Consider the following 26,913-nt stretch of genomic DNA (forward strand, 5'->3'; position numbering starts at 1 on the left):
GCGTTGCTTTCCTGAGCATTTTGTTGTCCCCCTAGTTCGGTTGATGACTGGCCGTGCTGGCACCCAGCGCGGCCACATCCTCGGCCGAAAAGAGGCCTCGAATGCAGTGATCGTTTTGGTTCTCTCCTACGTTTGTGCTCATGAGGGTCTGGCCTTGGCTGCCGGGAATGATCGGGAAGTGCCGGGGCACCGGCCCGATCTGGCGCACCGGGATTCCAGCGCCCAGGGCCACCCACTTCAGCCAGATGTCATCCGCGCGTGGGCAGGAGTTCAGGAAGCCGTCCCCGTGCAGCCGCAGCGCTTCCAGCATCGCCGGCGGGTAGATGACGCCTGACACGCCGGTGGCGAAGTTTCCCGCCCGCACGGCGGTGTCACGGGCCCTTGGCCAGGTCGCGTAGCCGGATACCTGGTCCCCCTCGATCCCCATGATGCTGACCCGGTGCGCGCTCACAGTGCCTGGATGGCGCTCGCCTGCGTCCACCAGCAGCGCCAGCCACTTCGGCGGATAGACAATGTCGTCGTCGGCCGTCACGAGCGGCACGGTGTGCCGTGGCGTGGATGAGACGTAGGGGTAGTACTTGGTATGGGGTCCGTAATTGGATGCCGCCCGAATTTCCAGGCCGCGGCGTTCAAGGCGTCGCAGCGACGCCGGACACGCCGCCATCTCTTCAGGAGACTGCAGCCACAGCACAAGGCGCTGCGGTCGCACCGTGCCACGGGCAATCGACTCCACCCCGAGCGACACCGTGCGGATCCGGTCTCCGTAACTAGTTAGGGAGACGACCACCGGCGCGGATCCCGTGACGGGCCCGCGTGCCACCAGGTTGCGGACACTCAGGTACGCCACCGCACAGGCGGCCCGGAGCCGCTTGCCCAACTTGCGCGCCCGCCGGACCACCCGGCGGGGAACAGAAACCGGCTGCCCGCCCGGAGCCGGGGTCATGGCTTGTTCCCTGCCGGGGCACGGCCGGCGAACGTCGCAATGGGCGTCTCGGCTTCCAGGTTGAAGTGGATCTTCACGGTGTCCCGTGCGTCGAGCGGCACGGCGAAGATGAACACCCCGACGCCGGTGGCCCCGGGTGCGACGCTTGCCGGGAAGGCGGCCGGCTCCGGCCCGCTGAGCTGGCTGGCCGGGGCATCGTCCTTGCCGTAGCTGACGTCCACGACCGCCCGGTCAAGCGCGAGCGGCGTCGCGGTGTTGTTGACCACGCTGACCTTGAACCGTACTGCCGGTCCGGCCACTTCCCCTATGCCGGTTGCCACGCCCTGGACCGCCGTCATGTCCGCAATGGTCGCCGACACGCCACCTTTGACGGCTTTCTTGGCCGTCAGCTCCACCGGGGCGGCGGTTGGCTGGGCGATCGCCGCGAGCTCCTGGTCCGACTTGCCCTTGCGGTCCACAGGTGCCGGGTTGACCTCCGGCGGGCCGGACGGTTTCGGCGCCGTTGCCGGCGCGCCGGCAGCGGCGGCAGCGGCGGCCGGGTCCAGCGTACCGGCGGCGCCGGCGCTGGGGCTGACTGCACCGGGCTGGGCGGTGCCTTGTTTGGCCGAAGCGCTCGCCGTGCTGTCCGCCCGGGCCGCGGGCTCCGGAGCGTTCCCGGCGTGGTTGAGCCCCGAAGCCCATGCGACGCCGCCAACAGCCAGGAGCGCGGAGACTCCGAGCGATGTCGCCACCAGGCGGGTGCGGCGGCCGGGCTTCCGGCGCTTGTCCGCCGGGGTGTTGACCTGCTTGTTCATCGCCGGCCTCGCTGCGTGAGGGGCTGTTCTGCCGGGCGGGATAGCGGCTGGGAAGCCGAGAGTTCACGGAACCACTTCACTGACGCCAACACCAGGAAGCCGGCAGTGGCAGCGAAGATCAGCGTGTAGACGGTGAGGAACACCGGCAGCACGCCATAGCTGAGGAAGGACAGGCAGAGGACGCCGTAGTCCATCGGGACCACCAGCAGCGAACGGATCCAGGACCGGCCGCCGGGGTCCGCCACGGACACCCGTCCGCTCTGGCGCCGGAGTTGTTCGGTCAGGATCATGCCGAAGAACAGGACCGCGGACACGATCGCCGCGCCCAGGGGAACCACGAGCCACCCCCGGTCCACGGCGCCAAAGCGGTAGAGTCCGACGGCGAGCGCCAGCGGCATCGTGGAGGTCTTGACGGCGTCGACCATGTGGTCCAGCCACTCCCCCGCGGGCGACCCGCCGCCGGTCATCCTAGCCACCTGACCGTCGGCCGAATCAAAGGCGTAGCCGGCCACGAGGCACAGTGCCACGGCGATGCCCAGCACGCCGGAGGGCGGGAAGATGACCAGCAGGGCGATCCCGGCGAAGGTGAAGGCCGCGCTGATGGCTGTCACCGCGTTCGGGCTCAGCCCTGCCCGCATCGCGGCCGCGGCCAGGAGCCGTCCCAGCCGACGGTTGATGTAGCGCGAATACGCCGGCGCGCTGCGTGCGGCGCCCTTCTGACCGACTGCCAGGGCCCTCACGGTGTCCCAATAGCCCGCGGCGGCACGTTCGACGTGCGGATCGATGGCAGTCATTGGCCGGCTCCCAGGCTCTGCCGGGCCGAAGCGGGGAGGCTCCGGTAGGCGCTGCGGGCCGAACGCACGCGCAGGCGGGCGAGGTCGCGGCAGAGCTCCTCATAGCCGTCGGCGACGACGTCCCAGTTGTAGCGGTGTGCGATCACCCGGGCTTGTTCGCCCCGCGCGGCCACATCGGAGTCGGGCCGTTCGGCGTCCGCGACCAATCCGGCCACACCCTGCGGGTCCGAAAAATACCGGCCGGAGTGCTCCAACACCTCACGATTGAAACTGACGTTGAACGCGTTGGTCGCCGTTCCGGAGCCGATGGCCCGCAGGAGCGAGGGGTTTGTTCCGCCAACCGAGTGGCCGTGCCAGTACACAAGTGCGTTGGCGTACAGCTGGTCGAGCAGGTCCTGGTCCCAGATTCCGCCAACAAAGCGGACCCTGGCGTCGGCCAGGGCGTGGACCGCGCTCGTGTAGCGGTTCGAGTACGGGGCCGAACCCACGACGATCAACGGCAGCTGCGAACCGCTGCGGACGAAGCCGTCCACTATGAGGTGGACGTGGTTCTCCGGCTCGAAGCGGGCCACCACTAGGTGGTAGCCCTGCGGCGTGAGGTCCAGCTGCCCGAGCTTGTCCGCGTTACCCGCGGCCAGCAGGGGTGCGCCATACGCGAGGTAGACTGTGTCGGCGTCGAATTTCTGCCGGTAGTACGCCTGGATCCCGACGGCGTCGGCGATCAGCGCGTCCGAGAGCTTGACCGCGAGCCGTTCCACGGCCCGGTAGTAGCGCTGGCCGCCTTTGCCCCACTTGGCGCGCTTCCACTCCAGCCCGTCGACGTGGGTGGCCACCGGAATGCCCGCCGTCCGGAAAGCCGGCAGGTAGGGCGCGTTGGCGGCATTGAAGAGGATTGCTGCGTCCGGACGATGCCGGAGCAGGTGGGCAACCGATAGTCCTGTGTGGCTCAGCGTCTCCAGGGACCGTTTGCGCATCGCCGGGAGGTGGACAAGTTCCATGCCCAAGTGCTCGGTGGGCTTGTCCGCGCCGTCCCCCGTGTCGCGGCAATAGACCGTGATGCGGTGGCCGCGTTGCACCAGGCGCTGGCCGATTTCCTCGATCGCGGTTTCAAAGCCGCCATAGCGGGCCGGGACGCCACGCGTCCCCACCATGGCCACGTGCATGCCGCTCACCGCCTAGCTCCTTGCCTGACGTGCGACGGCGAGGCTGGCTGGTTGATCAGTTCCAGGGCCGTGCGCAGTGCCGAACTTGAGGTGTGGACGGTGTACGGGAAGTAGATGACCTCGACGCCGACGGCGCCAAAAGCCGTCTGCAGCCGGTCGCCTTGCGGGGTGCCCTTCCAGTCGTCACCCTTGAAGAAAACGTTGAAACGCAGTTCCTCCCAGACTTGGAGCTTGTCCGGGACGACCTCAGCGAATACTTTGTCCACGTAGCCGATGCTGCCGACGATTTCCATCCGTTCGGCGAGGGGGACGAGGGGCAACCTGCCCTTGACCTGTTCGAGGATTTCGTCCGCCACGACCCCGGCAATCAAATAGTCGCATTGGCTCCTGGCGTGCTTGAGGATGTTCAGGTGCCCGATGTGGAAAAGGTCAAAAGCCCCCGGGGCATATCCAATTTTGAGACCCATTGTGTTTCTGCTGCCCTTCTTTTTGACGCCGGCCCAGTACCGGCGTTTCGTGTGTCTAGTAGGCCCCCACCGGATGGAGAATGACTCTGAGCGTTCGCCACAGGATCATGATGTCGCCGGTCAGTGACCAGTTCTCCACGTAGTAGAGGTCCCAGCGGACGCTCTCGTCCCAGCCCAAATTGGACCGGCCGTTGATTTGCCACAGACCCGTAATGCCGGGCTTGATCAGGAGTCGCCGGCTGACATCGCCTTCGTAGCCCTCGACTTCGCCGGGCAGCTGCGGCCGTGGCCCGACCAGGCTCATGTCTCCCTTCAGGACGTTCCAGAACTGCGGCAGCTCGTCCAGCGAGTACTTCCTCAGCCAGCGCCCGCAGGTGGTGATGCGGGGATCGTGCTTGAGCTTGAAGAGCAGTCCCGCCCCCTCGTTGAGGCCCAGCAGCGCCGCCAGGTCCTGTTCTGCGGTGGTGACCATGGAGCGGAATTTGACCATCTTGAACCGCTCGCCGTTGAGTCCAACCCGTTCCTGGCGGAAGAACACCGGCCCCTTGCTGTCGCGGACGATGATCCAAGCCAGGGCGGAAAGCAGGGGTGAAAGGAGCAATAGGGCCGCGGCCGAGGCCACGATGTCAACGAGGCGCTTGAGCGTGTGCTTGTAGCCGGTGAACCGCGGCAGTTCCACGTGCATGAGGGGCATGCCTTCGACGGGCCGCCAGTGGATCCTGGGGCCGGCGACGTCGGTCAGGCTCGAGGCCAGGACGAGGCCGGCCCGGGTGCCCTCCAGGGCCCACCCCAGCTGTCGGATGGACCGGGTGCCGCCCTGAAGCGGCCCGGCCACCACGACGGCGTTGGCACCTGTTTCGGCGACCTTTCCCGCGACAGAGTCGACGTCGCACAGGACGGGCACGCGCCCGGCGGAGATTTGCAGGTGGTTTTCGGTGTAGCCCGCCGGCAAAGCGGCCCCCACGACTTCGTAGGCGGCTCCGGACACTTTGTCGAACTGCCGGATCACGTACTCGACGTCCGCGGGTTCCCCTACGACGATCACTTTGGAAAGGTAGTGGCCAAAGAGCCTCTGGCGGTTCAGCCAGGCCCGCCATTGCCAGCGGTTGACCAGCAGCAGGAGGGCACCGGCCGGGAGCGCGAGGGCAAAATGGCTGCGGACCACATCGATGCCCAGGACAATGACCGTGATCGCGATCCCGCCGAAAACGCCCAGCGTCGCGTCCAGGACCCGTTTGTATTCCTCGGAGCCGATTCCCAGGACTGTCTCTTCGCGGGTGCGGTGCACTTCGAGCGCCAGGACCCAGACCAGGAGGATTGCAATGCTTACGGCCAGGTACGAACCGCCTTCCCTGCTGTGGGTCAGGATGGGTTCGCCGGATTCGAGGTGGAAAGCGTAGGCGGCTGCAACGGCGACCGCCATAATGGCGGTGTCCGTGAGCCGGAGCCAGCGACGATAGCGCTTGGCCCAGGATTTGCCTGAGTCCACAACGGCGTCCGGTGCCTCGTGGCCCACGGCCGGGGCGACGGGCCATGGCCGGCCGAGCGAACCGGCGCTCGAGGCCAGCAACGGCGCGGCGCGGCCGGTCAAACGTCTTGCCCGCGCCCGGTCCCCCCTGCGGCGCTCGTCGACGGCACTCATGTCGGGTTCGCGCTTCCTATCGGCGCGGACCCGCGAGTAGACCGGTTAAGGGAGCCGGCGGCGGCTGGGGGGAGAGCCTCGGTCTCAGAAGGCTCTGACGCCGCCGGCTCCGACCTTGGCGTACGGCTGCCAGTTATGGCACCGTACGATTCCAATGAAGGAGTTCGGTGTAGGGAGGTTACGGCACGACCACCTCTAATGGTGGCAGTGGCTGCTTCAGCAAGCAAGATGGTTTGCAAGACCAAACTTTCCTGCAGGTCATGCCCGCGGTCGATTACCGCCCTGAAGTTCCTCATTTTGAGACCTTTGTGAGTTGTTCGTGGGACTGACTTAAGTCAATGCCCGGGGCCGGTTTTGCGCACGAGTAGCGTTTACCCGACTTCTGTGGGCCCACTTGCAATGGCACTACTTGGGGATACTCCCGCCGGTCACTCGCGCCACCCGTGCTGTACGCAGCCGCCCCCGACGGCGGCGGTCACGAGGGCAGGGTGCGGGGCTTCGGGGGCCCTGGGCGCGGCGTTCAGGGCTCGGGGTTCAGGGAGCCGCGGCCCAGCAGGTCCGCCCGCCGGCCAACGCCGAGTTTGGCGAAGATCCGGGAAAGGTGCCCCTCCACAGTCCGTTGCGAGACGCAGAGCTCCGAGGCGATCTCGGCGTTCGTGGCGCCGCGGGACACAAGATCGAGGACCTCGGCTTCGCGGCCGGTCAGCGCAGCGCCGTGATCGCTGTGGACGATCTCCAGCTGCGCCGACATGCCGGCCTCCACGAGCCGGTGATGGACCCGGCGCTGGACTGCGGTGAGCCTCCACCGGTCCGGGTCATCTGCCAGGATCCGCTCCGCCTGCTGCGCGGATTCAAGGGCCAGGAGCCCGTGCCCGCCGCCCAGCGCGTCGTCGCTGATGCTGATGAGGTCGGCGGCGTCAGACGCCGATACGGCCAGCGCGTATGATTCCAGCAGGCGCGCCTCCGGGCCGTCAACTGCCCTGCTGCTAAGGGCCAGGGCATCGGCTTCCGAGACGTCCCCGGCGCGGAACGCGAGCCGCCTGATATCCGTTTCGACGCCCCGCAGGCCCTCGCGCAGCGCCTCGTCAGCCAGCCGCACCAAGGCGGATGCACCGTTCCGGTCCGGGCCGCTCTCGGGTTCCGCCGCCTGACAATACGCCTCGGCCAGCAGGCGCAGGGTTTTGGGCTCCCGGTAGACCGAACGCCGGAACGCCAGGCACTGCTGGCTTGCCTCATAGTGCCGGCCGACGGCGGAAGCGGCGTAGGCTGCCACTGCGTGCGCAAACGGCAGCAGGTTCAAGGGGTCGGCGATGGCAAGTTCCTCCACGCCCAGCCGCACTTCGGCCAGGCATTCGCGCATCCTGCCCTGGCGGAGCCTGGAGTATCCCCGCATGAGGTGAAGCATTCCGCCGCTGTACAGCAGCCGTCCCGGCTCGCGGGCCGCGTAATCTTCCAGGACCGTGCCGAGCCCGTCCCAGTCGCCAGCCCGGATTAGGTTCAGGCAGTGGCGCACCACAAGGTCCTCGAACATCAGGGGAAGACCCAGGCTGCCGCTGCCGGCGCCGTTCCAGGCTTCCCGGTCCAGGCGCAGGCCTGTCCGCAGCTGTCCTTGCGCGGTCAGGAGCTCGGCGAGTAGGGAAGCGGCCGGAACCCGGATGTCGGGAGGGGTGCCGGCACTGTCGACCAGTTGGCGCAACCCGGTTTCGACGGCCGTGAATCTGCCGTCCCACGCGCGGCCCTGAAGCTCTGCGGCCAGTCCTGCAGCGGCTGGCCCGGCCCACGGCCGGTCCTCCGGGGCACGTCGCGCAGGGTTCATGGAGGTCACGGGATCCAGGGCCGGCGGAGTGGACCCGAGCCGGCCGGCGAGCAGGGCGGCCAGGTACGACGGTCGGCCGGGCCGCGCAGGCCGCGCCGATTCCAGGAACACCACAGCGGCCTGCGGGTGCCCGGAAATGAAGTGGGAATAAGCGAGCTGGATTCGAGCCTCGGAGAGGAAGCGGTCGTCTCGGATGGCCTCGGCGGCGCGGGCAGCTGTCGCGGGATCCAGCGCCGTGTTCGCGGCGACAGCGGCGTTGAGCAGCTGGACGGGCGGGATTTCCACACCGCAGTCCAGGGACCAGCGCAGCCGGTTCAGGTCGGCCCCCGGCACTGCGGCACGTTCTGAGGGAAGTGACAGCACGCTCGAGCGCAGGGCGGAACTGCGGCCGGCCGGGACCCGGTGCCGGATGATCTCGCCGACTATCGGGCTCGCGGGCCGGACGAGCCGGTCGTGCCCGCCGGAGACAGCGATGATGCCTGCCGTGTCCAGCGCATCGACGGCTTTGGGACCGCTGATCCGCAAGATCTGGGCCAAGGAGAGCGGTCCTGCCAGGGCAACGATGGTGGCGGCGGTCTTTTCCTCCGGCGTCATGGAGCGCAGCTGGCGGTCCACGACGTCGGCGGCCGGAACCTGGGCCATGTCGGGGTTAGCCAGGAGGAACCATACTCCGTTCCGGCAGCCCAGGGCTCCGGTGGTGCGGGCATGTTGGATCAGGGACATCAGCATGAGCGGGTTCCCGTCGGCGGCGTCATGAAACACCGCGCTGACCCATGGTGAGACGTCTGCCCGCAGGACCTGTTCGCACAGCTGGTGGGTCCCCGCCCGGCTGAGCGGGGCGAGATCGAACTTGGCAATAATTCCGTCGTCCCAAAGGGAGAGGAATTCTCCCGGGATCATCGGCCCGGGCCGGCAAGTCGCCAAGATGCCCGCTGCGCCGGTCGCAGCGGCCTGCGCGAGTTGCCGGATGGTCCCCTGGTCGAGGCACTGCGCGTCGTCGACGACGAACAAAGGGCGGTCGGCCTCGGCTCTCAGGCTCCCTGCCATCGCCTCCACAACGGCGGCGTACGAATCCAGCTCCCGGTCCGGAAGCCGGGACAGGTACGGCGCCAGGGCACCAAAGGGAACGGCGGCCAACGCCGGTGTGGCCGTCAGCCGAATGAGGTGACTGCGGGATCCTAGTTCGCGAAGAGCGGCTTTGACGACGGCGGTCTTGCCCGTCCCTGCCCCGCCGACGACGATCGCCCCTGAGCGGGTGTCGTCGCGCAGGCAACGCACCAGGTCCTTGACCAGCGTGGACCGCTCGACGAGCGGGGCGGTCTCAGCCAGGCTTTCCATAGCCGGTTCTTCCTGCCGCCCTCTGCCCGTGCTGGAAGTCCGCCCGGGAAGCCGTCCGGGTTCCGCAGCGGTCAGCCGAGCCGGACGCTGTCTGCCGGAGTTGAGATGACATCTTTGAGTTCCGATCGACTGGCGACGTGCAGCTTCGAATACACCTGGTAGAGGTGTCCCTCCACAGTGCGGACCGATACGTGCATCTGTTCCGCGATCTTGCGGTTCGACGTGCCGGCAGCGGCACGGACCGCCACCTCGCATTCCCTCGCCGTGAGGGTTGAGGTTGTGAGCGAGTGCAGGCCGTTCTTGGGACTGCCGAACTTGTCATCGAGCGACTGTTGCGCCCGCTGGGCGATCCGCAGGGCGATCCGGTTGCCGGCATCGTTCGCGCAGCTGACGGCCTTCCGGGCCGCATCGCGGGCGAAGACGGCATTGCCGCACGCCTCCGCGTCCTTTGACGCCCCCAGTAGTAGTTCGCTGTCGGCTTCCTGCATGCCCTCGGCCAGACGCGAGCACAGGGCCGCGAATTGCCCCGTTACCTGGCCGCCGAGGCTGCCGAGCTTGTGGCCCATCTGGCGGTCTCCCAACCTGGTGGCGGCGGACTGGAATAGGAGCGCCGGTGCGGCGGCCGATTCCGTGTCATTCTCCGCCTCGGCTGCCAGAGCGCGGACGGATGCTGCCCGCTGACCGAGCTCGGCCTGAGCCGAGAGCTCGAAATAACGCGTGAGTCGCTCCGCCAGCCAGGCCGCGGGCGGCCGCGGCTGGTCCAGCTCGCCCAGCAGGGCGCCTGCCGTGTCTTCTTCGCCTTGGAGGGCGGCGGCATAGGCACAGACTGCCGTGGCCAGGCCGGCCAAGGCATCGGAGTCCTGGGCGCGGAGCTGCCATCTGCCGGCCTGAAGCCGGGACACGGCGTCGTCCAGGTGACCGGCGTGCAGATCAATGACGCCGTGCCCAATCTCGAACATCCCGCCCAGACGGGTCTGGGGCTCAGCGCCGCCATAGGTCTCGTCAAGATAGGCGGACGCCTCCCGGAACTTTGCCGAGAGCAGGAGGAGGAGCAGGAACCTGCCCCTGACCTCACGGACTGCCCGGTCCGTGAGGTGGACGTTGGCTGCGGCTGCCAGAACCTGCTTGCCCAGGGCCATGGCCGACGCGACGTTCCCGGTGACGGCCATGGCCTCGCCGCGCACGCTAGCGGCCACGATGCGCGATTCACTGCCCAGGTCCGTCGGGTCCACGGCATCGGTCGCGGCCAGGACATCGGCGTAGCGTCCCTGGAACGCCGCGAGCTTGGCCTCGGCCAGGCGAAGCTGCTCACGGGCCGCGCCCACCGTGCCACTGTGCTGCTCCGGTTCCGAGGCCAGTCGCTCCGCGAGCTCCCGCAGCGGCCCCTCGGGCTCGGCGCCCGGTGCCGGGCTGCGCTTTTCCAGCTCTGCCCGCAGGAGCTGCAAATCCGTCCACTCGGCCAGCGGAAGCTCCCGGCAGGCGGCATCATCCAACGCCTCCAGGACCCGACGCGCGGACTCCAGGTTGTTCACCAAAATATGGGCAGTCACCGATTCGATGGCGGTCAGGACGGCGGGTTCGCTTCCTTCCGCCTCCTGGATGAACCGCAGGGCAGCCGCAGGGTCCGAGTCGCCGTTCGCGGTGTGGGCCGCGGCCAGTGCCACCTGCGGGTGCACCTGTTCTCCGCAGTCCAGCGCCCAGGCGACACCCGTCGCGCCGCCGGCGTCCAGGGCGTCTGACTCCTGCAGCACGGCAGTGAGCCGGCGGCGGAGCTCGGCGCTGCGGCCGGGTGGGACCACGCTGGCGACAATTCCGGCGGTCACGGGGTTGGCGACGCTGACCATCGGCGGATGCTCATGGGTGACGCGGATCAGGGCCCGCTCCTGGAGCGCGTCCATGTCCTGGGGGTTGGCTATGAGCATGAGGGTCTGCAGCGGGACCGCGCCTGCAAGTGCCAGCAGTTCAAAGACGTCGCGCTGGCCGGTGCCGAGCCGGTTGAGGCGGGCCTTCACAACATCCCGAATCTCGCCGGTCAGGGCAATGGGGCCGCCGCCCAGAAACCATACGCCGTCGTGGCGGACCACGGTGCCCAGCTTGATCTGTTCCCGGGCGAGGGAGTGGAGGAACAAGGCGTTGCCCCCGCTCGCGCTCCAAAGCTCACGGGCGGCGGTCAGGGAGAACCGGCCGCCGTATTCGTGATGCAGGGTTGCGGCCGTTTCGGCGAAGTCGAACGGTCCGAGGTCCACGCGCTGAAGCAAGTCATCCTTCCACAGACCCATGATGTCGCCGCCGACGTGGGGCATGTCCACACACGCGGCCAGCAGGGTGACGTGGGCGCCTGCGCTCAACTGGGCTACCATCATGCTCGAGAGCTCGTCGAGATCGTGGGCGTTGTCCACGAAGAGGACGATTCGCCGTCCCCCGGATTTGTTGTGGAGCAGCTGGGTCAGTCCGCGGAGCACCATCAGCGGGTGCTCGAGGTGGGAGGCGTCGAGGTCGTTGAGCAGGACGCTCAGGGCCCCGTAAGGAAGCTTTGAGGAAATGGAGCTGCCCCTGACCTGGACTACCAGGTACTCGTCGCCGAGCTGCTCAAGGGCGCGCTGGGCGATAAAGGACTTGCCGGCCCCGTGGTCGCCCACGAGTACTATGCCGCAGCCGGAACCCGAAGTCAGGGTCTCAACGATGTCGGCAGCGACCTGCTGGCGGGTGAAGGGCTTGTCTTTGTTTCGGCCATAGCCGTTTCTAGTCCCCGGAAACATAGCTTCTGTCTGGCCGCTGCCCGTTGGCAAGCCGGCGTCTTGCTGGAACATATGAGAGACCTTCGCAATCAAAGTGTGAGCGGTGATACCTCAACGGTAGGGACTACGCGTATTTTCGGTATGCGTAAGTAGTACTCGATTACCTAGCGAGTATTCCGCCCGCTCTACGTAGCTGTACTCAGTTGGACCGGCGCTGCCGCAAGGCCCAAACCAAGTAGTCGCCATCCCGCCGCACGTGTCCGGCGCCGGTAGCGGCCCGGACACCGGGGAAGCGGCCCCGCCACGGCCGGCCGGCGGACACGGCCCCACGCGGCCTCTCCCTTGCTTGCCGCTAGTGCCCGCCGATACCGGGAAGCTGCTCACGGCCCTTGACGTTGAGCTTCGCGTAGCTGCGGTAGAGATGGCCTTCAACCGTGCGCACGGACACCTGGAGCTCTGCGGCAATCTGCCGGTCAGTGAGGCCGCGTACCGCCAGCGCCACAATGTCGCGCTCGCGGCGGGTCAGTATGCCGAGCGAGTCATCGTTCTTGGCCGCTTCGTCGCCGGGAAGGTCATCGGCCCGGTCCAGGCACCGCTTCCGCTGGGAATTGGCCATGCGCTCCCTGAGGGTGTCGCCCGCGGCCCGGTAGGCGTGCGCCGCGGCGTCGTAGGCAAGGGCGGCAAAGGCCCACAATTCTGCCGCCTCACAGGCTTTCGCGGCCTCAAGGAGGTCTGCGGCGTTGTCCGCGCTGATGGCTGCGGCGTAGGCGCAAATCGCGGCGGGCCTTGGCCCCTCGAGCCCGGCCCGGAGTTCGAGCAGCCTCGGCGCCGAGTCCGTGTCCCCCAGGGCCAGGCAGAAGGCCAGCGCGTCTAGTTCGAGCCCGGCGGTGTCCACTTCCGGGTAAGGTCGGCCGAGCCGCTTCAGTTCCGCGATGGCACCCGGGTAGTTCCCGAGCCGGGCCTTTCCATAGACCACGGCCATCGCGGCCAGCGAGCGCATGTACCGCGGCAGGGCCGCGGGTGCTGCCTCGAAGTCGGCGAGGAGTAGCTCCGCCTTCGTCTGGGCACCGACTTCGGCGGCTGCCGCGAAGGCCATGGCCGCCGTGAGCGCGAACAGCTGCTGGGGGTCGGTCAACCGCAGCGCTTCGAGCGCGGCACTTAGCGTGTTCAGGGCCTGGGCGGCCTTGCCCTGGTAGAGCAGAATGATGCCGTGCGCCGCGTGCACTCCCCCGCCGAAGGAAATCAGGTTGGGCCCGGCTCCGGCGACGAAGCCGGTCAGGAGGCTTTCCGCCCCCTGCCAGTCGCCGGAGTGGATTGCGGCGGCCGCCGATCGGACGACGAGGAAGTCGGTGAGGAAGTAGAGCTCATCGTGATCGGCCCCGGCGGCCTCGATGGCCCGGGTCATCGAGGCGAGCGCACTCAGTCCCTTGCCGCCGGCCAGGAGCCGCTCCGCGTCGAGGCAGAGCCGGAACGCCTGTACGAGGGTGTTCGAGGGTGGCGTATTCGACGGCACGGTGTTCGACGGTGGGGTGCCGGCAGCGGCGTCCTCGCCTGACACCGCCGCGGCCGGGGCTGCCGCGTACTCGCCCGCCAGCGCCAGGACCATGGCTTCCAGGATCTCCAGCCGCTCTTCCGTGGCACGGTGAATGGCTCCGGCGTCGTCCGGCCGGGCCGCGGCGAGGCGTTCGGCGGCGCGTCGGAGCACCTGTGCCCGCTTGATAATCTCTGCCGGCGTGTGCCCCAGCGCTGACATCGTTGCGGCCCACAGGAGGGATCCGGCCAGGAGTCCGGGGATGCTGTTTCCCTGCCCGAAATCGGCGTCGAGGATGTCGCGGGCCGCCATGTAGTCGGAGGCGTTGTAGCGGGTCCTTGCTATCACGGCGCGGGCCGCCATCTGCAGTTCCGGATCCTTGACGAGGACGGCAGCCTTGCGGGCGAGCTCGTCCTCGTAAAGCCGGCTCGCCAGCACGGCCGCCTTTAGGAGCTGCCGGTCCTCGACCTCCGCGCCACATTCGATCGACCAACTCACTTGCCGCAGCAGTCCCTCGGCAGACGTCGGCTCGCTGTCCATCTTGCGCAGCAGGCTCTGCCGAAGCTGCAGGCTCCTGGCCGGCGAAATCAGGTTCCGCAAGGTGTCGCCGTACACGGTATGCCACAGCCGCAGCTCACCCGTCCCGGTGTCCGTGACCCGGATCAGTTCGCTGTCGATCAGTGATCCCACGGCCTCTTCGCCGGCCACCGACTCGATCAGTTCCCGGGACACGGGTTCGGCCAGCGCCACGAGGTTCAGGGCCTGCCGTTCTTCCGGCGAGCGCAGCAGCAGCTGGCGGCGCACGACGTCGGTCAGCCGGTCACCGTGGCTGTTCAGGTGCCGGGTGAACAACCAGACACCGTTGCGCCGCAACAGCGTCCCGTCGTTCCTGGCGTCGTCCAGGAGCCCGTTGAGGAGCATCGGGTTGCCGCCGGAGGCCTCCCAGAGGATCTCGGCGACGTTTGGCAGCACTTGCGAGCCGAGCTCGCCCTCCAGCATCTCTGTGGTCTGCGCGAGGGTGAGCGGGCGCAGGTCGTGCCGCTCGGCGATGCCTTCAAACCAGAGCTGCAGGAGCGGTTCCGGCAGTCCGGGCCGGGCCGCCGCGCCCACAAGCAGTTTCGCCCAGCCGGCCGCCGCCAGCTCCGCGAGGATTCCGGCCGTCGCCTCGTCGAGATCGTGTGCGTCGTCAACGACCAGCAGGAGGGGCTTCTGGGTGGCCCGCTTCTGCTCTTCCAGATGCGCCCACAGCGTCCTCAGCACGGCCAGCTGCGATGTTGCTTCCTGGACCGGCAGTCCGACGATGAAGGGACCCAGGACACCGTAGGGCACCTTGGTCAGCGACGCGCTGCCGTGGATCGGCACCGGCGTCACCTCGGGGCCCAGTTCCCCGACGACGGCATCGATGAGCCTTGATTTGCCCATCCCGCTGTCGCCGAGGACGAACACGGCCACATGGCTGCCGCCCTGGAGGGCTTCCACTGCCGACATCAAATCTTCCGACCTCCCGGTCAAGGCGCGGGCCGGCGCCGTGCCGGGGTTTCCCGCCGGCCCCCTAGATGAGTCCAAGCAGATCACTTCGCGAAGAAACGCCGAGCTTCGTGAACACCTGGTACAAGTGGCCCTCCACGGTCCTGACGGAAATGCCCACTTCCAGGGCGATGTCCTTGTTGGAGACCCCGTTCCCGGCCAGGGTGGCGATTTGCCGCTCCCGGTCTGTCAGCAGCGGGCCCTTGTTGCGCGGCATGACGGGCAGCGCCGGTACGGACTCCGAGAGGCTCTCCAGCATGCTGTAGGCGGCGTTGGCGCTGGCGGTCAGTCCGGCGCCCTTCGCGAAGTCGAATGCGAGCGCGGCGCACCGGGCCTGGACGGCGTCCAGTTCGAGGCCCGCGGCCTGCCCGGCGGCTTCGAGCATGATCGCGGCGTCCTTCTTCCGGCTGCCGACGGCGACCGTCCTGGACAGCTCGGCCAGCGGCCCCTGCCGCAGCCCGGCGATTTCCTCCATGAAAAGAAAATCCTTGACGGTGCCGTTGACGGTGGCCCCGAGCATGCAGATGCCGGCCAGGGTGTAGCGGCCCTTCCGGAAATGCTCCTCCGCGGTCCGTATCAGCCGGTCCTTGGCTTCCGGGTCACCGAGCCACCGCGACGCCATATCCATGCAGAACTCGGTGGAACTGCCGACCGTGAAGCGGGCCGGGCCGTCAGCCGAGCGGGCCCGGTCCAGGTAGATCGTGGCCTGGACCGAGTTGCCGGTCTGGGCGTAGGCAAACGCAGTAGCGGCGTAGGCCTGGCGCAGGGACTGCAGGCTCGCCCGGACCTCCAGCTGGGCGATCGCGGCCAGCAACGGATCCAGAGCCATGTACCCGCGGCCGGCATAGACATAGGCGAGTCCGACGGCGAGGTCCGTTGCGGCGCTGCCGGAATGCAGCCCGTGCCCGGCCCGGCCGCTCGCGTCCTTGAGCATGTCGATGGCTTGGCGCCACAGGCCCGAGAGGAGCAGCACGTTGAAAGAGCGCCAGGCGAAGTTTTCCCGGATGCGCGGCACGTTGGACCACTCGCCCAGCTGTCCGCCGATTTCCCGCATGAGTTTGCGGGCGTCGAGTTCGTGGCCGGTCATGGACCAGGCCTCCATCAGGATGATGGCCGACCTGAGCCGGTGCACGGGATCGGCGCCGGGCACGTCCGTGGTGGCCGCGGTGGTAAGCCGCTGCATCATGGGCTCGAAATCCCCGATGAAAGAGAAATAGTTGAACTCGCACAGATCCAGGCAGAGCCCCGCCCGGGCAAGCGCCGCAGGGGCGGGGGACGGCTCGTCCAGGCTCAGGTCCTGGAGCCGTACCCTGGCCTGCCCAAGCAGTTCGGGGACCTGGCCGGAGCGGTCGTCCAGCCACGCCATGCAGTCAGCCTTCGCCGCGATGAATTCTGCAAAGTTCTCGGCCGCAAGGCCGTTGACCTGCCGTTCGGAGACGTCGTCCAGCGCGGACATGGCCTGCAGCGGCAGGCCGAGCTGGAGGTAGGCAGCCGATTTCTGGAGCTGCCCTTCGGCCCATTCAGGGTCCGAGGGAGAGAGGCTGCCGGCGCATTTGAGGGCAAATTTCGGGTCGAAGAGCTTGACGGCGGCACTGGCAGCCGCCACGGCGTGCGCGGGGGCCAGCTGGGCGTGGCAGTCGTGGGTCCACGCCGCGTAGGCCAGCAGGTCTTCGACTGTCAGCTCGTCCAGTTCATGTTCCTGGTGCCCGGGGACCTTGTCCCGGAGCTCCAGCCGGCGCTCCACGCTGAGCCAGTTGCGGACAATGTCGCCGAGGTAGCGGTCGCCCAGCGTGACGAGGTGCCGGTCCGCGCGGTCGACCACGATCTGGCCGGCCTCTTCCATGTCGGCGATGACACCGGGGCTGTACATCCTGGCGAGCCGGGACAGGGGCAGGGTCCGGGCGCAGGAGAGGACGTCGATGACCTCCCGGGCCTCGGGTGTTTCCCTGGCATACCTGGCCCGGACAATATCCTCCAGCGCCGTGCGGCCATCCAGCACAACCTCATCGAGCAGTGTCCACACGGATCCGGACAGGACAAGGTTTCCGCGTTCGATTTGTTCGGAGACGACGGCCTGCAGGAGCGTGGGGCTGCCGCCGACCAGCTGGTGCAGCTGGCTTGCCAGGGCGGTCGAGACCCGATGGCCCAAAGCTGACTGCAGGACCTCCAGCGTCTCGAGCTCGGTCAGGTTGGCGAGCCGGACCTCGGCGAGCTGGCCGGAAGTGATGAGCCAGTAGAAATCGGGCGGAAGGTCAGTGGTGCGCTGGGCCGTTGCGATCAACCGGGCGGTCCGGGTCTGGAGCAGGTTGAGCAGGACCCCGGTGCTGAGTTCATCGAGGGCGCCGGCGTTGTCGAGCAGGATCACGCACTGGCGCCCGGCGGCGTCGTCGCGGATCAGCGAGGTAATGCCGTGCAGGATGGCGGTCGGCGAGCCCAGGGAACTCTGCGGGAGCCGCGCAAGGGTGAAGGCGAGGCAGCCGTACGGCGTTGCCGACCCCGGCCCTGAACTGCGGAGCTGGATGGTGTACACCTCGGGGCCGAAGCCCGCGAGGGCGGTCCGGCCGACAAGCGTTTTGCCCACGCCGCGGTCGCCGGTGATGACGACGCCCATCCGGTCCTGGGCAAGCAGTTCCTGGCGGACACGCTCGGCATCAGCGTTCCGCGCCAAACCGGACCAGCCGTGTCTCGCGACCTGGCCGGCAGCATGTTCTTCTTCGGCGGGTGCCAATGTAGTGGAAACATTCCCCCAGCCCAGCGAATCCCTCGACATGTAGTTTCCTTCGTACCGCTTTGCAGACAGCAACCCCGGACTGCCCACTTAGAAGTAGCGTATCCCTATCCCCCGACGTGAGAGTAGACAGATCATAGCTGGAATGCGGAAAGCTTGGAAAGGAAACACGCAATCCGCATGCAACTTAGTCGCCGGCCGCCCGCCGCGGGCCCGGGCCGGCCCGCGGTCGGGGCGTTTCGGCTGCGTGCTGTTTTGCCTGCGTTTACGTCCGGGAGGGGCTACGTCGCCTTGGCCGGGTGGAACTTTTGTTGGGCGGCGGTGAGGCCGTCCCGGACCAGGACTTCGACGGCGTCGGCAGCTGAGTCGATGAGGAAGGGCAGTTCTTTTTTCTCCGGCGCGGAAAAGTCCCGCAGGACAAAGTCCGCGGTCTCCATCCGTCCGGGCGGACGCCCGACGCCCACCCGCACGCGCAGGTAGTCCTTGGTGGCCAGGGCCTTGGAGATGTCGCGCAGTCCGTTGTGGCCGCCTTCGCCGCCGCCGATCTTGAGCCGCACGGTGTCGAAGGGGATGTCGATCTCGTCATGGACGGCAATGACATGGGCCGGATCGATCCCGTAGAACTGGGCCAGGGCAGACACCGGGCCGCCGGAGACGTTCATGTATGACAGCGGCTTGGCCAGCACGATCCGGGCTCCGCCGATGCCCAGGCGCCCTTCGAGGACCTGGGCACGCGATTTGTGCGATTTGAAGCCACCGCCGACGCGCGAGGCGAGTTCGTCCAGGACCATCTGGCCGACGTTGTGCCGGTTGTGGCTGTACTCGGATCCGGGGTTGCCAAGGCCTACGATCAGCCAGGTGTCGGTCATGGGTCAGTCCTTCGGTGGGACGCAGCCGGGGGCGCGGCCAGTGGGGCGGGTCAAGTGGGACGGGTCAAGTGGGTCGGGGCAGGCAGCCGGCTACGGGGCGCGTACGGCGCGGGATACGGCATCAGAGACGACGGCGGCCGGGCCCCTGAGGGACCCGGCCGCCGTAAAATTCAACGGAATTACTCGGCTGCTGCTTCGGCCGACGGTGCGGCTGCTTCGCCCTCTTCGCCCTCTTCGACGTTTTCGGTGGCCTCGGAGATGTTGACGACGAGTGCTTCGGGGTCGGCCAGCAGGGTGGAACCCTTCGGCAGGACGAGGTCGGAAGCGTGGATGTGCTCGCCGGCGCTACGGCCTTCGATGCTGACCTCGATGGCGGTCGGCAGGTGGGTTGCCTCGGCCTCGACGGAAACGACCGTCATTTCCAGGTTGTGGACGTTGCCCGGGGCCAGCTCGCCGCTGAGGTGAACGGGTACGTCAACGGTGACCTTCTCGCCGGTGCGGACGGTCAGCAGGTCGAGGTGCTCGATGATCTGCTTGATCGGGTTGCGCTGGATGTCCTTGACGAGGGCCAGATGCTGCTCGCCGTCGATGTCCAGGGTCAGCAGGGCGTTGGCGGTTCGGACGGCCAGGGTGGTGGCCTTCGCCGGCAGGGTGATGTGGATCGGCTCGGCACCGTGGCCGTAGATGACAGCCGGGATCAGGTTGGCCATGCGGGCGCGGCGGGCGAAGCCCTTGCCGAATTCGGTGCGGACTTCTGCTGCGAGCTTCTGCTCAGACATGGATATCTCCTCGTGGGATTTCAAGCTGTGGGACTAAACGGTGTTCAGCAAGGGCGGAGGTCTGTTTACGACCTTCAACGCCGGGCTGCCGTGCGGCTGCCCTTCAGAAGGAGATTCAGACCCAGTCGATTACGGAGACCAGCAGTCCGGGTTCCGATTAATTTCCCGTCAATAAGGAATTCAATACGGAATGCCGGCGCTCTCCCTCGCCAAGGTTTCGGTACAAGGCTACCAGCGGAGGGACCGGTTTCTGAAACCGGGCCCTCCGCCGGCCGGCTTAGGCCTGGCCGTCGAACAGGCTGGTGACGGAGCCGTCGTCGAACACTTCACGGATGGCGCGGGCGATCAGCGGCGCGATGGAGAGCACGGTCAGCTGCGGGAACCGCTTGTCCGCGGTGATCGGCAGCGTGTTGGTGACCACCACTTCGCGGGCGCCGGACTCGGAGAGCCGGCGGGCCGCCGGATCGGAGAACACGGCGTGGGTCGCGGCGATGATGACATCCTTGGCGCCGGCGTTCTTGAGCACCTGGACGGCGCCGGAGATGGTTCCGCCGGTGTCGATCATGTCGTCGATCAGGACGCAGGTGCGGCCTTCAATCTGGCCCACGACCGTCTTGGAGACGGCCTGGTTGGGCACGGTGAGGTCACGGCTCTTGTGCACGAACGCCAGCGGCGCGCCGCCGAGGCGCTCGGCCCACTGCTCGGCCACGCGGACGCGGCCGGTGTCCGGCGAGACGACCGTGACCTTGTCCGAGCCGACCCGGGTGCGGATGTAGTCGGCCAGGAGCGGAATGGCCATCAGGTGGTCCACGGGGCCATCGAAGAAGCCCTGGATCTGGGAAGTGTGCAGGTCCACACTCATAATGCGGTCGGCGCCGGCGGTCTTGTACAGATCGGCGACGAGGCGTGCCGAGATCGGCTCGCGGCCACGGCCCTTCTTGTCCTGCCGGGCGTAGGGGTAGAACGGGGACACCACAGTGATGCGCTTGGCGGAGGCCCGCTTGAGCGAATCGATCATGATCAGCTGTTCCATGAGCCAGTTGTTCAACGGGGCCGGGTGGGCCTGGATCACGAAGGCGTCGGTGCCTCGGACGCTCTCGCCGGCCCGCACGTAGATCTCGCCGTTGGCGAAGTCGTAGGCGTCCAGGGGCAGCAGCTCGGTGCCGAGCTCCTTCGCGATCTCCTTCGCCAGCTCAGGGTGCGCGCGCCCCGCGGCCAGCACCAGCTTCTTCTCGCCGTGTGCCGTAATTTCGCTCATGATTGCTAGCCCTCTTCTGTCGGTGCCGGAGTAGTGGAGGATGTTGGGGCGGCGCCCGCGGCGGAATCCACCGCGGCAGCGGATTCGGCCAGGGCGGACTCGGCCAGGCCGGCGGAAACGGAACCGGGGCGGTTGGCCGCAACCCAGCCGTCCGAGTTCCGCTGCTTGGCCAGGGTGACGGCGAGGGCGCCGGCCGGGACGTCCTTGCGGATGATCGCCCCGGCGCCGCTGTAGGCGCCGTCGCCCACGCGCACGGGGGCCACGAACACGGTATTCGAACCGGTGCGCACACCCGAGCCGATCACCGTACGGTGCTTCTTCTCGCCGTCGTAGTTGGCCGTGATGTTGCCGCAGCCGATGTTGGTGTCCTCGCCGATCTCCGCGTCCCCGGCGTAGCCGAGGTGGGACAGCTTCGAGCCGCGGCCGATCGTGACGTTCTTGGTTTCGTAGAACGCGCCGATCTTGCCGGTCTCGCCCAGGACGGTGCCCGGGCGCAGGTAGGTGAAGGGGCCGACGCTGGCGCGCGCCCCGATCGTGGAGCCGGAGCCATGGGTGCGGATCACCGTGGCGCCCTCCCCCACCGTGACGTCGGTCAACGTGGTGTCCGGGCCGACGACGGCGTCGCGCGCCACCGTGGTGCTGCCGTGCAGCTGGGTGTTGGGCAGGAGCCGGACGTCCTCGTCGAGCGTCACCGTGGCGTCGATCCACGTCGTGGCGGGATCCACGACGGTCACGCCGGCGCGCATCCAGGCTTCGAGGGTGCGGCGGTTGAGTTCAGCGCCGAGCGCCGAGAGCTGGACGCGGTCGTTGGCGCCCTCCACCTGCCAGCGGTCGTCGGTGACGACGGCGGCGACGCGGCCGCCCGCGGTGCGGGCCAGGGCCAAGACATCGGTGAGGTACTTTTCGCCCTGGGCGTTGTCCGTGGTGACGTGGACCAGCGCGTCGCGCAGGACGGCGGCGTCGAAGGCGTAGATGCCGGAGTTAACCTCACGGATTTCGCGTTCGGCGCTGGTGGCGTCCTTGTGTTCGCGGATTCCCGTGACGGTTCCGTCTTCTGCGCGGAGGATGCGACCGTAGCCGGTGGCGTCCTCGAGCACGGCGGTGAGGACGGTGACGGCGTTGCCCTCGGCCTCGTGGGCGGCGACGAGCTCGCCGAGCAGGCCACCGGTGAGCAGCGGGACGTCGCCGTACGTGACCACGACCGTTCCACCCAGCGGGCCTTGGGGGTCGAGCGTGTCGAGCGCTTCCAGTGCCGCCTCGACCGCGCGGCCGGTGCCGGGCACATCGTCCTGGTCCACAATCAGGGCTTTCGGATCGAGGGCGGAGACGTGGGCGGCCACGAGGTCGCGTTCATGCCGGACCACCAGGGCCAGCTCGCGGGGGCTGATACTGCGGGCCGCCTGGAGCGCGTGGCCGACCAGCGAGCGGCCGCCGATCTCATGGAGAATTTTGGGGGTACGGGATTTCATCCGGGTACCGGCCCCTGCAGCTAGGACGATCACGGCGGCCGGGCCAGTATTCTCGGGGCTCACGTATTGGCTCTCCTTGCTTGGTTGCGCGGTGTGTCTCGCCAAGTTCCGCCCATAGGACTCGAACCTATACTCCACGGCTCCAAAGGCCGGGGTGCTGCCATTACACCAGAGCGGACCGTGCCCAGGCTTGACCTGTGGCACGAGAATCAATTCTGCCACGAAGGTTGATGCTCGTGCGACTCAGCGCCGCGGAAGGAGCGGGCAGGCGCGGGTGGGCGGTGCGGCCGGCGCCACGGGACATGCCCATTGTTGGTCCGCGCGGCGGGACATGTGCCGCGGGATTCACGAGCTCCGCGGAACGTGCCTTCCTGGGTGTGCGCAGAGACCCCGTTCCCCACGCGGGACATGCCCAGCGTTGGAGCCGAGCAATGGACATAATGCCAATATGCCCATCCCCGGCCCGGGCCGAGGGGCATGCCCAGCGGAAATTCAGCCCTACAAGGGACATGTCCAGTGCTGGCCCGCGCGGCCGGACATGTGCCGCAGGATTCACGCACTCCGCGGGACGTGCCTTCCCGGGCGTGCGCAGAGACCTCGGCCCCCATGCGGGATATGCCCAGTGTTGGTCCCGGACAATGGACATAACGCCAATATGGCCATCCCTGGCCCGCGCCGTGGGACATGCCCTGCGGGATTTGAGCCCTCCAAGGGACATGTCCAATGCTGGCCTGCGCCAAGTGACATGTGCCGCAGGATTCACGCACTCCGCGGGACGTGCCTTCCCGGGCGTGCGCAGAGACCTCGGTCCCTATGCGGGATATGCCCAGTGTTGGTCCCGGACAATGGGCATAACGCCAATGTGCCCATCCCTGGCCCGCGGCGAGGGACATGCCCGGCGGGATTTGAGCCCTCCAAGGGACATGTCCAATGCTGGTCCGCGCCGAGGGACATGCCCAGCGGAAATTCAGCCCGCCAAGGGACATGCCCATCCCTGGTCCGCGGCGAGGGACATGTCCCGTGGGTTTTGAGGGCTGCGAGGGACATGTCCAGCGGTGGGTGCTCACGCTGGGCATGTCCCGGGGAGGGCAGGAGGCTACTCCCCCAGCACTTCCAGGGCTTCGAGCCATTCGAGTTCAAGGGCTTCGCGTTCCCCGGCCAGTTCCTGAAGTTTCGCGTTGAGCCCGGCGAGCTGGTCGAACTTGCTGGCGTCCCCAGCCCGGGCGGTCATCTGGGCGTGGATCTTGTCTTCCTGCTGCTTGAGTTTGCCCAGCTGGCGGTCGATCCGATTCTTGGCCTTGCGGGCGTCGCGCTTTTCGGCCTCGGAAGGGCCGCTGGCGGCGGGAGCGGATCCCCCGCCGGCGGAGGTGACGGGGTTGCCGCCGCCGGTGATCGTGGAGCCGGCCAGGGCCCCTTCCCGCAGTTCGAGGTACTGGTCCACGCCGCGCGGCAGGGCACGGATCTTGCCGTCGCCAAGGAGCGCCATCTGGTGGTCCGTGACGCGCTCGAGCAGGTAGCGGTCGTGGCTGACGACGACGAGCGTGCCCGGCCAGCCGTCGAGCACATCTTCGACGGCGGCGAGGGTGTCGGTGTCGAGGTCGTTGGTCGGCTCGTCAAGCATCAGCACGTTCGGCTCCCCCACGAGCAGGCGCAGGAGCTGCAGCCGCCGGCGTTCGCCACCGGAGAGGTCCTTGACCGGGGTCCACTGCTTCTCGTTGGTGAAGCCCAGCTGCTCCACGAGCTGGCCGGCGGTGAATTCCTTGCCGCCGACGTTGAAGGAGCGCTTTTCCCGCTCGATCACTTCGATCACGCGCAGGTCCGAGACGTCGTCGAGTTCCTTGACCTCCTGGGTCAGGACCGCGGTGACCACCGTCTTGCCGCGCTTGACCTTCCCGGAGCTGGGCTGGATCTCACCGTTGAGGAGTTTGAGCAGGGTGGTCTTGCCGGCGCCGTTGACGCCCACGAGGCCCAGCCGCTCCCCGGGGGCGAGGCGCAGCGTGATGTTGTCGAAGAGCTTCTGCCCGGGCTCGCCGCCGAGGAAGTCCAGCGAGACGTGCTCGAGGTCCAGGACATCCTTGCCCAGCCGGGCGGTGGCCATCTTGCTCAGCGCCGTCGAGTCGCGCGGCTCGGGGACGTCCGCGATCAGGGCGTTGGCTGCCTCGATCCGGAACTTGGGCTTGGCGGTGCGGGCCGGGGCACCGCGCCGGAGCCAGGCGAGTTCCTTCTTCACGAGCTGCTGGCGCTTGCTTTCCATCACGGAAGCGGAGCGGTCGCGCTCGGCCCGGGCCAGGACGTAGGCGGCATAGCCGCCGTCGAACGGGTCCATGATGCCGTCGTGGATTTCCCAGGTCTTGGTGCAGACTTCGTCGAGGAACCAGCGGTCGTGGGTGACCACGAGGAAGGCGCCCTGGTTGGCCCGCCAGCGGGTCTTCAGGTGCCGGGACAGCCACGCGACGCCTTCGACGTCGAGGTGGTTGGTGGGCTCGTCGAGCATGATGACGTCGTGGTCCTCGATCAGCAGCTTGGCCAGCGCCACACGCCGCTTCTGCCCGCCGGAGAGCGCGTGGACGTTGGCGTGCCAGTCGACGTCGGACACCAGCCCGCCCATGACTTCGCGGATCTGGGGATTGCGGGCCCACTCGTAGTCGGCCTGGTCCCCCACGATCGCGGCGCCGACGGTGAGGTCGCCGTCGAGCACGTCGCTCTGGTCCAGGTAGCCGATGTTGACCTCGCTGCGCTTGGTCACCCGGCCGGAGTCCGGGGTGGAGCGCATTGCCAGCAACCGCATCAGGGTTGACTTGCCGTCACCGTTGCGGCCCACCATGCCAATCCGGTCGCCCTCTTCAAGGCCGAGGGTAATGCCATCGAGGACGGTACGGGTTGCATACGAGACCGTGAGGTTCTCGCCGCCGAGCAGGTGTGCCACTGGGAACTGCTTTCTTAGGTGTATCGGTGAAGTGAAGCTGTGAAGTCATCGGATGCGATGCGTCAAAAGCTCCTAAAGGAGCGTATCGGAGATGATGCGGGCCCCATGCACCGGCCCGTGCACCGCCATGGCGTCGAGGCTGTGGTGCCGCAGCTCTTCGGCGAGCCCGGCGGCCGCGGCGGGGCTGTGCGCGAGGAACGCGACGGTGGGTCCGGAGCCGGAGACGATGCCTGCGATCGCGCCGCAGGCCTCGCCGCGGCCCAGGGTCTCGCGCAGGCCCGGGGCCAGTTCGATCGAGGCGCGCTGGAGGTCGTTGACCAGCACGCGGCTCAGGGCGTCGGCATCGCCGCTGCGCAGAGCCGTGAGCACGCCGGGATCCACGGCGTCGGGTTCGTCCACCGCCAGGCCCTCGGCCGCGCGCAGGCGGTCCAGGGTGCGGTAGACCTCAGGGGTGGGCAGGCCGAAGTCCGCGCTGACCAGGACCCAGTCCGTCTGGGCCTTGACCAGGGCCGGCGAGAGGTCATCGCCGAGGCCCAGTCCGACGGCGGTGCCGCCCAGCAGCGCGAAGGGAACATCGGCGCCGAGCTCGGCGGCCAGGTGGGCCAGCTCATCGCGGGACAGTCCGCTGTTCCACAACGCGTCGCAGGCCAGCAGGGTGGCGGCGGCGTCGGCCGATCCGCCGCCCATGCCGCCAGCCACGGGCACCCGTTTGGTGATCTCCAGGTGGACACCCGTGGAGTGTTCCGAGACGTCGGCCATGATGGCGGCGGCTTTGTAGGCCAGGTTGCGGTGATCGAGCGGAATGTCCACCCCGTCGAGGTCCACGGTGCTCGCATCGCTGATGCTGACGGTGATCTCGCCGGTATCGGTGCTGGTGGCGGCAATTTCTTCGTAGAGCGAGACAGCCAGGTAGACGCTGGCCACGGAGTGGTAGCCGTCCGGCCGCAGCGGTCCGACATCCAGTGAGACGTTAACCTTGCCTGGAGCTTTCACCCGGACGGTCCTCGCGGCAAAGCGCCCTCTCACTGCGTTCATGGCTCCACGCTATGGCATCGCGGCCCGGGCTCCAAGCACGCAACAGCCCCTGGAGGCGCCCATGCAGAGCTCACAAGGAGCTCAGGAGTCCGGTTGTCCGTGGGCTTCGGCGATTCTGGCGAACGCCGCGATGTCGATCACTTCGCCGCGTGCGGTGGGGTCGACGCCGGCGGCCCGCAGGCAGCGTTCGGCCTCGGCGGCACTGCCGGCCCAGCCGGCCAGCGCGGCCCGGAGCGTCTTGCGGCGCTGCGCGAAGGCGGCGTCGATCACGGCGAAGACCTGCTCCCTGGTGGCGGTCGTAACCGGGGGCTCCCGGCGCGTGAAGGCGACGAGTCCGGAATGGATCTTGGGCGCTGGCCAGAAGACGTTCATGCCGATCACGCCGGCCTTGCGCATACTGCTGTACCAGGCGGCTTTGACGGATGGAACGCCGTAGGTCTTGGAGCCGGGCCCGGCCGCGAGCCGGTCGGCGACTTCATCCTGGACCATGACCAGGCCGTGCTGCAGGCTCGGGAAGTGCTGCAGGAGGTGCAGCACCACGGGAACGGCCACGTTGTAGGGAAGATTCGCGACGAGGGCGGTCGGCTCGACGGGAAGTTTGGTGACCCGCATGGCGTCCGCCAGCACGAGGTGGAAGTTCCCGACGGCGTGCGGTCGCCACGCGGCGACAGTGGCCGGCAGGCGCCCGGCAAGGACCGGATCGATTTCGACGGCGACCACGCTGCGGGCGGCGTCCAGCAGGCCAAGGGTCAGTGACCCGAGTCCGGGGCCGACTTCCAGGACGGTCTCATCGGCCCGGATGTCGGCGGCGTTCACGATCCGCCGGATGGTGTTGCCGTCGATCACGAAGTTCTGCCCGAGGGTCTTCGTGGGCCGCACGCTGATTTCCTCTGCCAGCCGGCGGATATCGGAGGCACCCATCAGCGGTGCGGGCGCCGCTCCGGGCAGGCTTTCGGGGGCGGAGGGGCTCGGTTCAGTCACCTAGGTATCCTATCCCGGCGCCGGTACGCCGCAGGCCGGGTCCGGAGGGAATCCGGACCCGGCCTGTGCTCTCCCCTGGCTGTGGTCGGCAGCCGCGGGAGTCGGGCGTTTAGTT

General features: G+C 68.0%; 17 protein-coding genes and 1 tRNA gene. All 18 read right to left on the minus strand.

Going from position 1 to position 26,913, the window contains the following annotated elements; translation table 11 throughout:
* Positions 1–31: 31 nt before the first annotated feature.
* Positions 32–943 carry a hypothetical protein gene (locus AC1DN2_RS02265; protein WP_476849053.1) on the minus strand — a complete coding sequence of 304 codons (912 nt, stop codon included), beginning with the start codon at positions 941–943 and terminating at the stop codon, positions 32–34.
* Positions 940–1,737, minus strand: a complete 798-nt coding sequence (locus AC1DN2_RS02270) for a hypothetical protein (RefSeq protein WP_476849054.1) — start codon at positions 1,735–1,737, stop codon at positions 940–942. The genes AC1DN2_RS02265 and AC1DN2_RS02270 overlap by 4 nt, the downstream gene beginning before the upstream one ends.
* Positions 1,734–2,531, minus strand: a complete 798-nt coding sequence (locus AC1DN2_RS02275; RefSeq protein WP_476849055.1) for a CDP-alcohol phosphatidyltransferase family protein — start codon at positions 2,529–2,531, stop codon at positions 1,734–1,736. The genes AC1DN2_RS02270 and AC1DN2_RS02275 overlap by 4 nt, the downstream gene beginning before the upstream one ends.
* A complete protein-coding gene (locus AC1DN2_RS02280) occupies positions 2,528–3,694 on the minus strand; it encodes a DUF1972 domain-containing protein (RefSeq protein WP_476849157.1) in 1,167 nt (388 codons plus the stop codon). The genes AC1DN2_RS02275 and AC1DN2_RS02280 overlap by 4 nt, the downstream gene beginning before the upstream one ends.
* A 5-nt stretch (positions 3,695–3,699) precedes the next feature.
* Positions 3,700–4,161 carry an FAD synthase family protein gene (locus AC1DN2_RS02285; protein ID WP_476849056.1) on the minus strand — a complete coding sequence of 154 codons (462 nt, stop codon included), beginning with the start codon at positions 4,159–4,161 and terminating at the stop codon, positions 3,700–3,702.
* 55 nt (positions 4,162–4,216) lie between these two features.
* Complete coding sequence (locus tag AC1DN2_RS02290; protein ID WP_476849057.1) at positions 4,217–5,803, minus strand: sugar transferase; 1,587 nt, start codon at positions 5,801–5,803, stop codon at positions 4,217–4,219.
* 520 nt (positions 5,804–6,323) lie between these two features.
* On the minus strand, positions 6,324–8,957 hold the full coding sequence (locus AC1DN2_RS02295) for a helix-turn-helix transcriptional regulator (RefSeq protein ID WP_476849058.1): 2,634 nt from the start codon (positions 8,955–8,957) through the stop codon (positions 6,324–6,326).
* Between the two features lie 71 nt (positions 8,958–9,028).
* Positions 9,029–11,716 (minus strand): LuxR C-terminal-related transcriptional regulator, encoded by a 2,688-nt coding sequence (locus AC1DN2_RS02300; protein ID WP_476849059.1) that lies wholly within the window; start codon positions 11,714–11,716, stop codon positions 9,029–9,031.
* 331 nt (positions 11,717–12,047) lie between these two features.
* Entirely contained in the window at positions 12,048–14,801 is a 2,754-nt protein-coding gene (locus tag AC1DN2_RS02305; RefSeq protein ID WP_476849060.1) for a LuxR C-terminal-related transcriptional regulator, read from the minus strand.
* Positions 14,779–17,523: a helix-turn-helix transcriptional regulator gene (locus tag AC1DN2_RS02310; protein ID WP_476849061.1), complete on the minus strand. Its 2,745-nt coding sequence runs from the start codon at positions 17,521–17,523 to the stop codon at positions 14,779–14,781. Before AC1DN2_RS02310 ends, AC1DN2_RS02305 begins: the two co-directional genes overlap by 23 nt.
* A gap of 239 nt (positions 17,524–17,762) precedes the next feature.
* Positions 17,763–18,350, minus strand: a complete 588-nt coding sequence (gene pth, locus AC1DN2_RS02315) for an aminoacyl-tRNA hydrolase (RefSeq protein WP_476849062.1) — start codon at positions 18,348–18,350, stop codon at positions 17,763–17,765.
* Between the two features lie 179 nt (positions 18,351–18,529).
* The gene (locus tag AC1DN2_RS02320) at positions 18,530–19,129 is read right to left on the minus strand and encodes a 50S ribosomal protein L25/general stress protein Ctc (protein ID WP_028276489.1); all 600 of its coding nucleotides are present in this window, start codon (positions 19,127–19,129) and stop codon (positions 18,530–18,532) included.
* Between the two features lie 277 nt (positions 19,130–19,406).
* Positions 19,407–20,387: a ribose-phosphate diphosphokinase gene (locus AC1DN2_RS02325; RefSeq protein ID WP_018774662.1), complete on the minus strand. Its 981-nt coding sequence runs from the start codon at positions 20,385–20,387 to the stop codon at positions 19,407–19,409.
* A gap of 5 nt (positions 20,388–20,392) precedes the next feature.
* Complete coding sequence (gene glmU / locus AC1DN2_RS02330; RefSeq protein ID WP_476849063.1) at positions 20,393–21,919, minus strand: bifunctional UDP-N-acetylglucosamine diphosphorylase/glucosamine-1-phosphate N-acetyltransferase GlmU; 1,527 nt, start codon at positions 21,917–21,919, stop codon at positions 20,393–20,395.
* A 43-nt stretch (positions 21,920–21,962) separates the two neighbouring features.
* A tRNA-Gln gene (locus tag AC1DN2_RS02335) sits at positions 21,963–22,034 on the minus strand.
* A gap of 918 nt (positions 22,035–22,952) precedes the next feature.
* Positions 22,953–24,782 (minus strand): ABC-F family ATP-binding cassette domain-containing protein, encoded by a 1,830-nt coding sequence (locus AC1DN2_RS02340; protein ID WP_476849064.1) that lies wholly within the window; start codon positions 24,780–24,782, stop codon positions 22,953–22,955.
* 72 nt (positions 24,783–24,854) lie between these two features.
* Positions 24,855–25,817 carry a 4-(cytidine 5'-diphospho)-2-C-methyl-D-erythritol kinase gene (locus tag AC1DN2_RS02345; protein WP_028276492.1) on the minus strand — a complete coding sequence of 321 codons (963 nt, stop codon included), beginning with the start codon at positions 25,815–25,817 and terminating at the stop codon, positions 24,855–24,857.
* Positions 25,818–25,898: 81 nt separating this feature from the next.
* Complete coding sequence (gene rsmA, locus AC1DN2_RS02350) at positions 25,899–26,738, minus strand: 16S rRNA (adenine(1518)-N(6)/adenine(1519)-N(6))-dimethyltransferase RsmA (RefSeq protein ID WP_476849158.1); 840 nt, start codon at positions 26,736–26,738, stop codon at positions 25,899–25,901.
* Positions 26,739–26,913 lie beyond the last annotated feature (175 nt).

The organism is Arthrobacter sp. 01L42 (assembly GCF_056400005.1).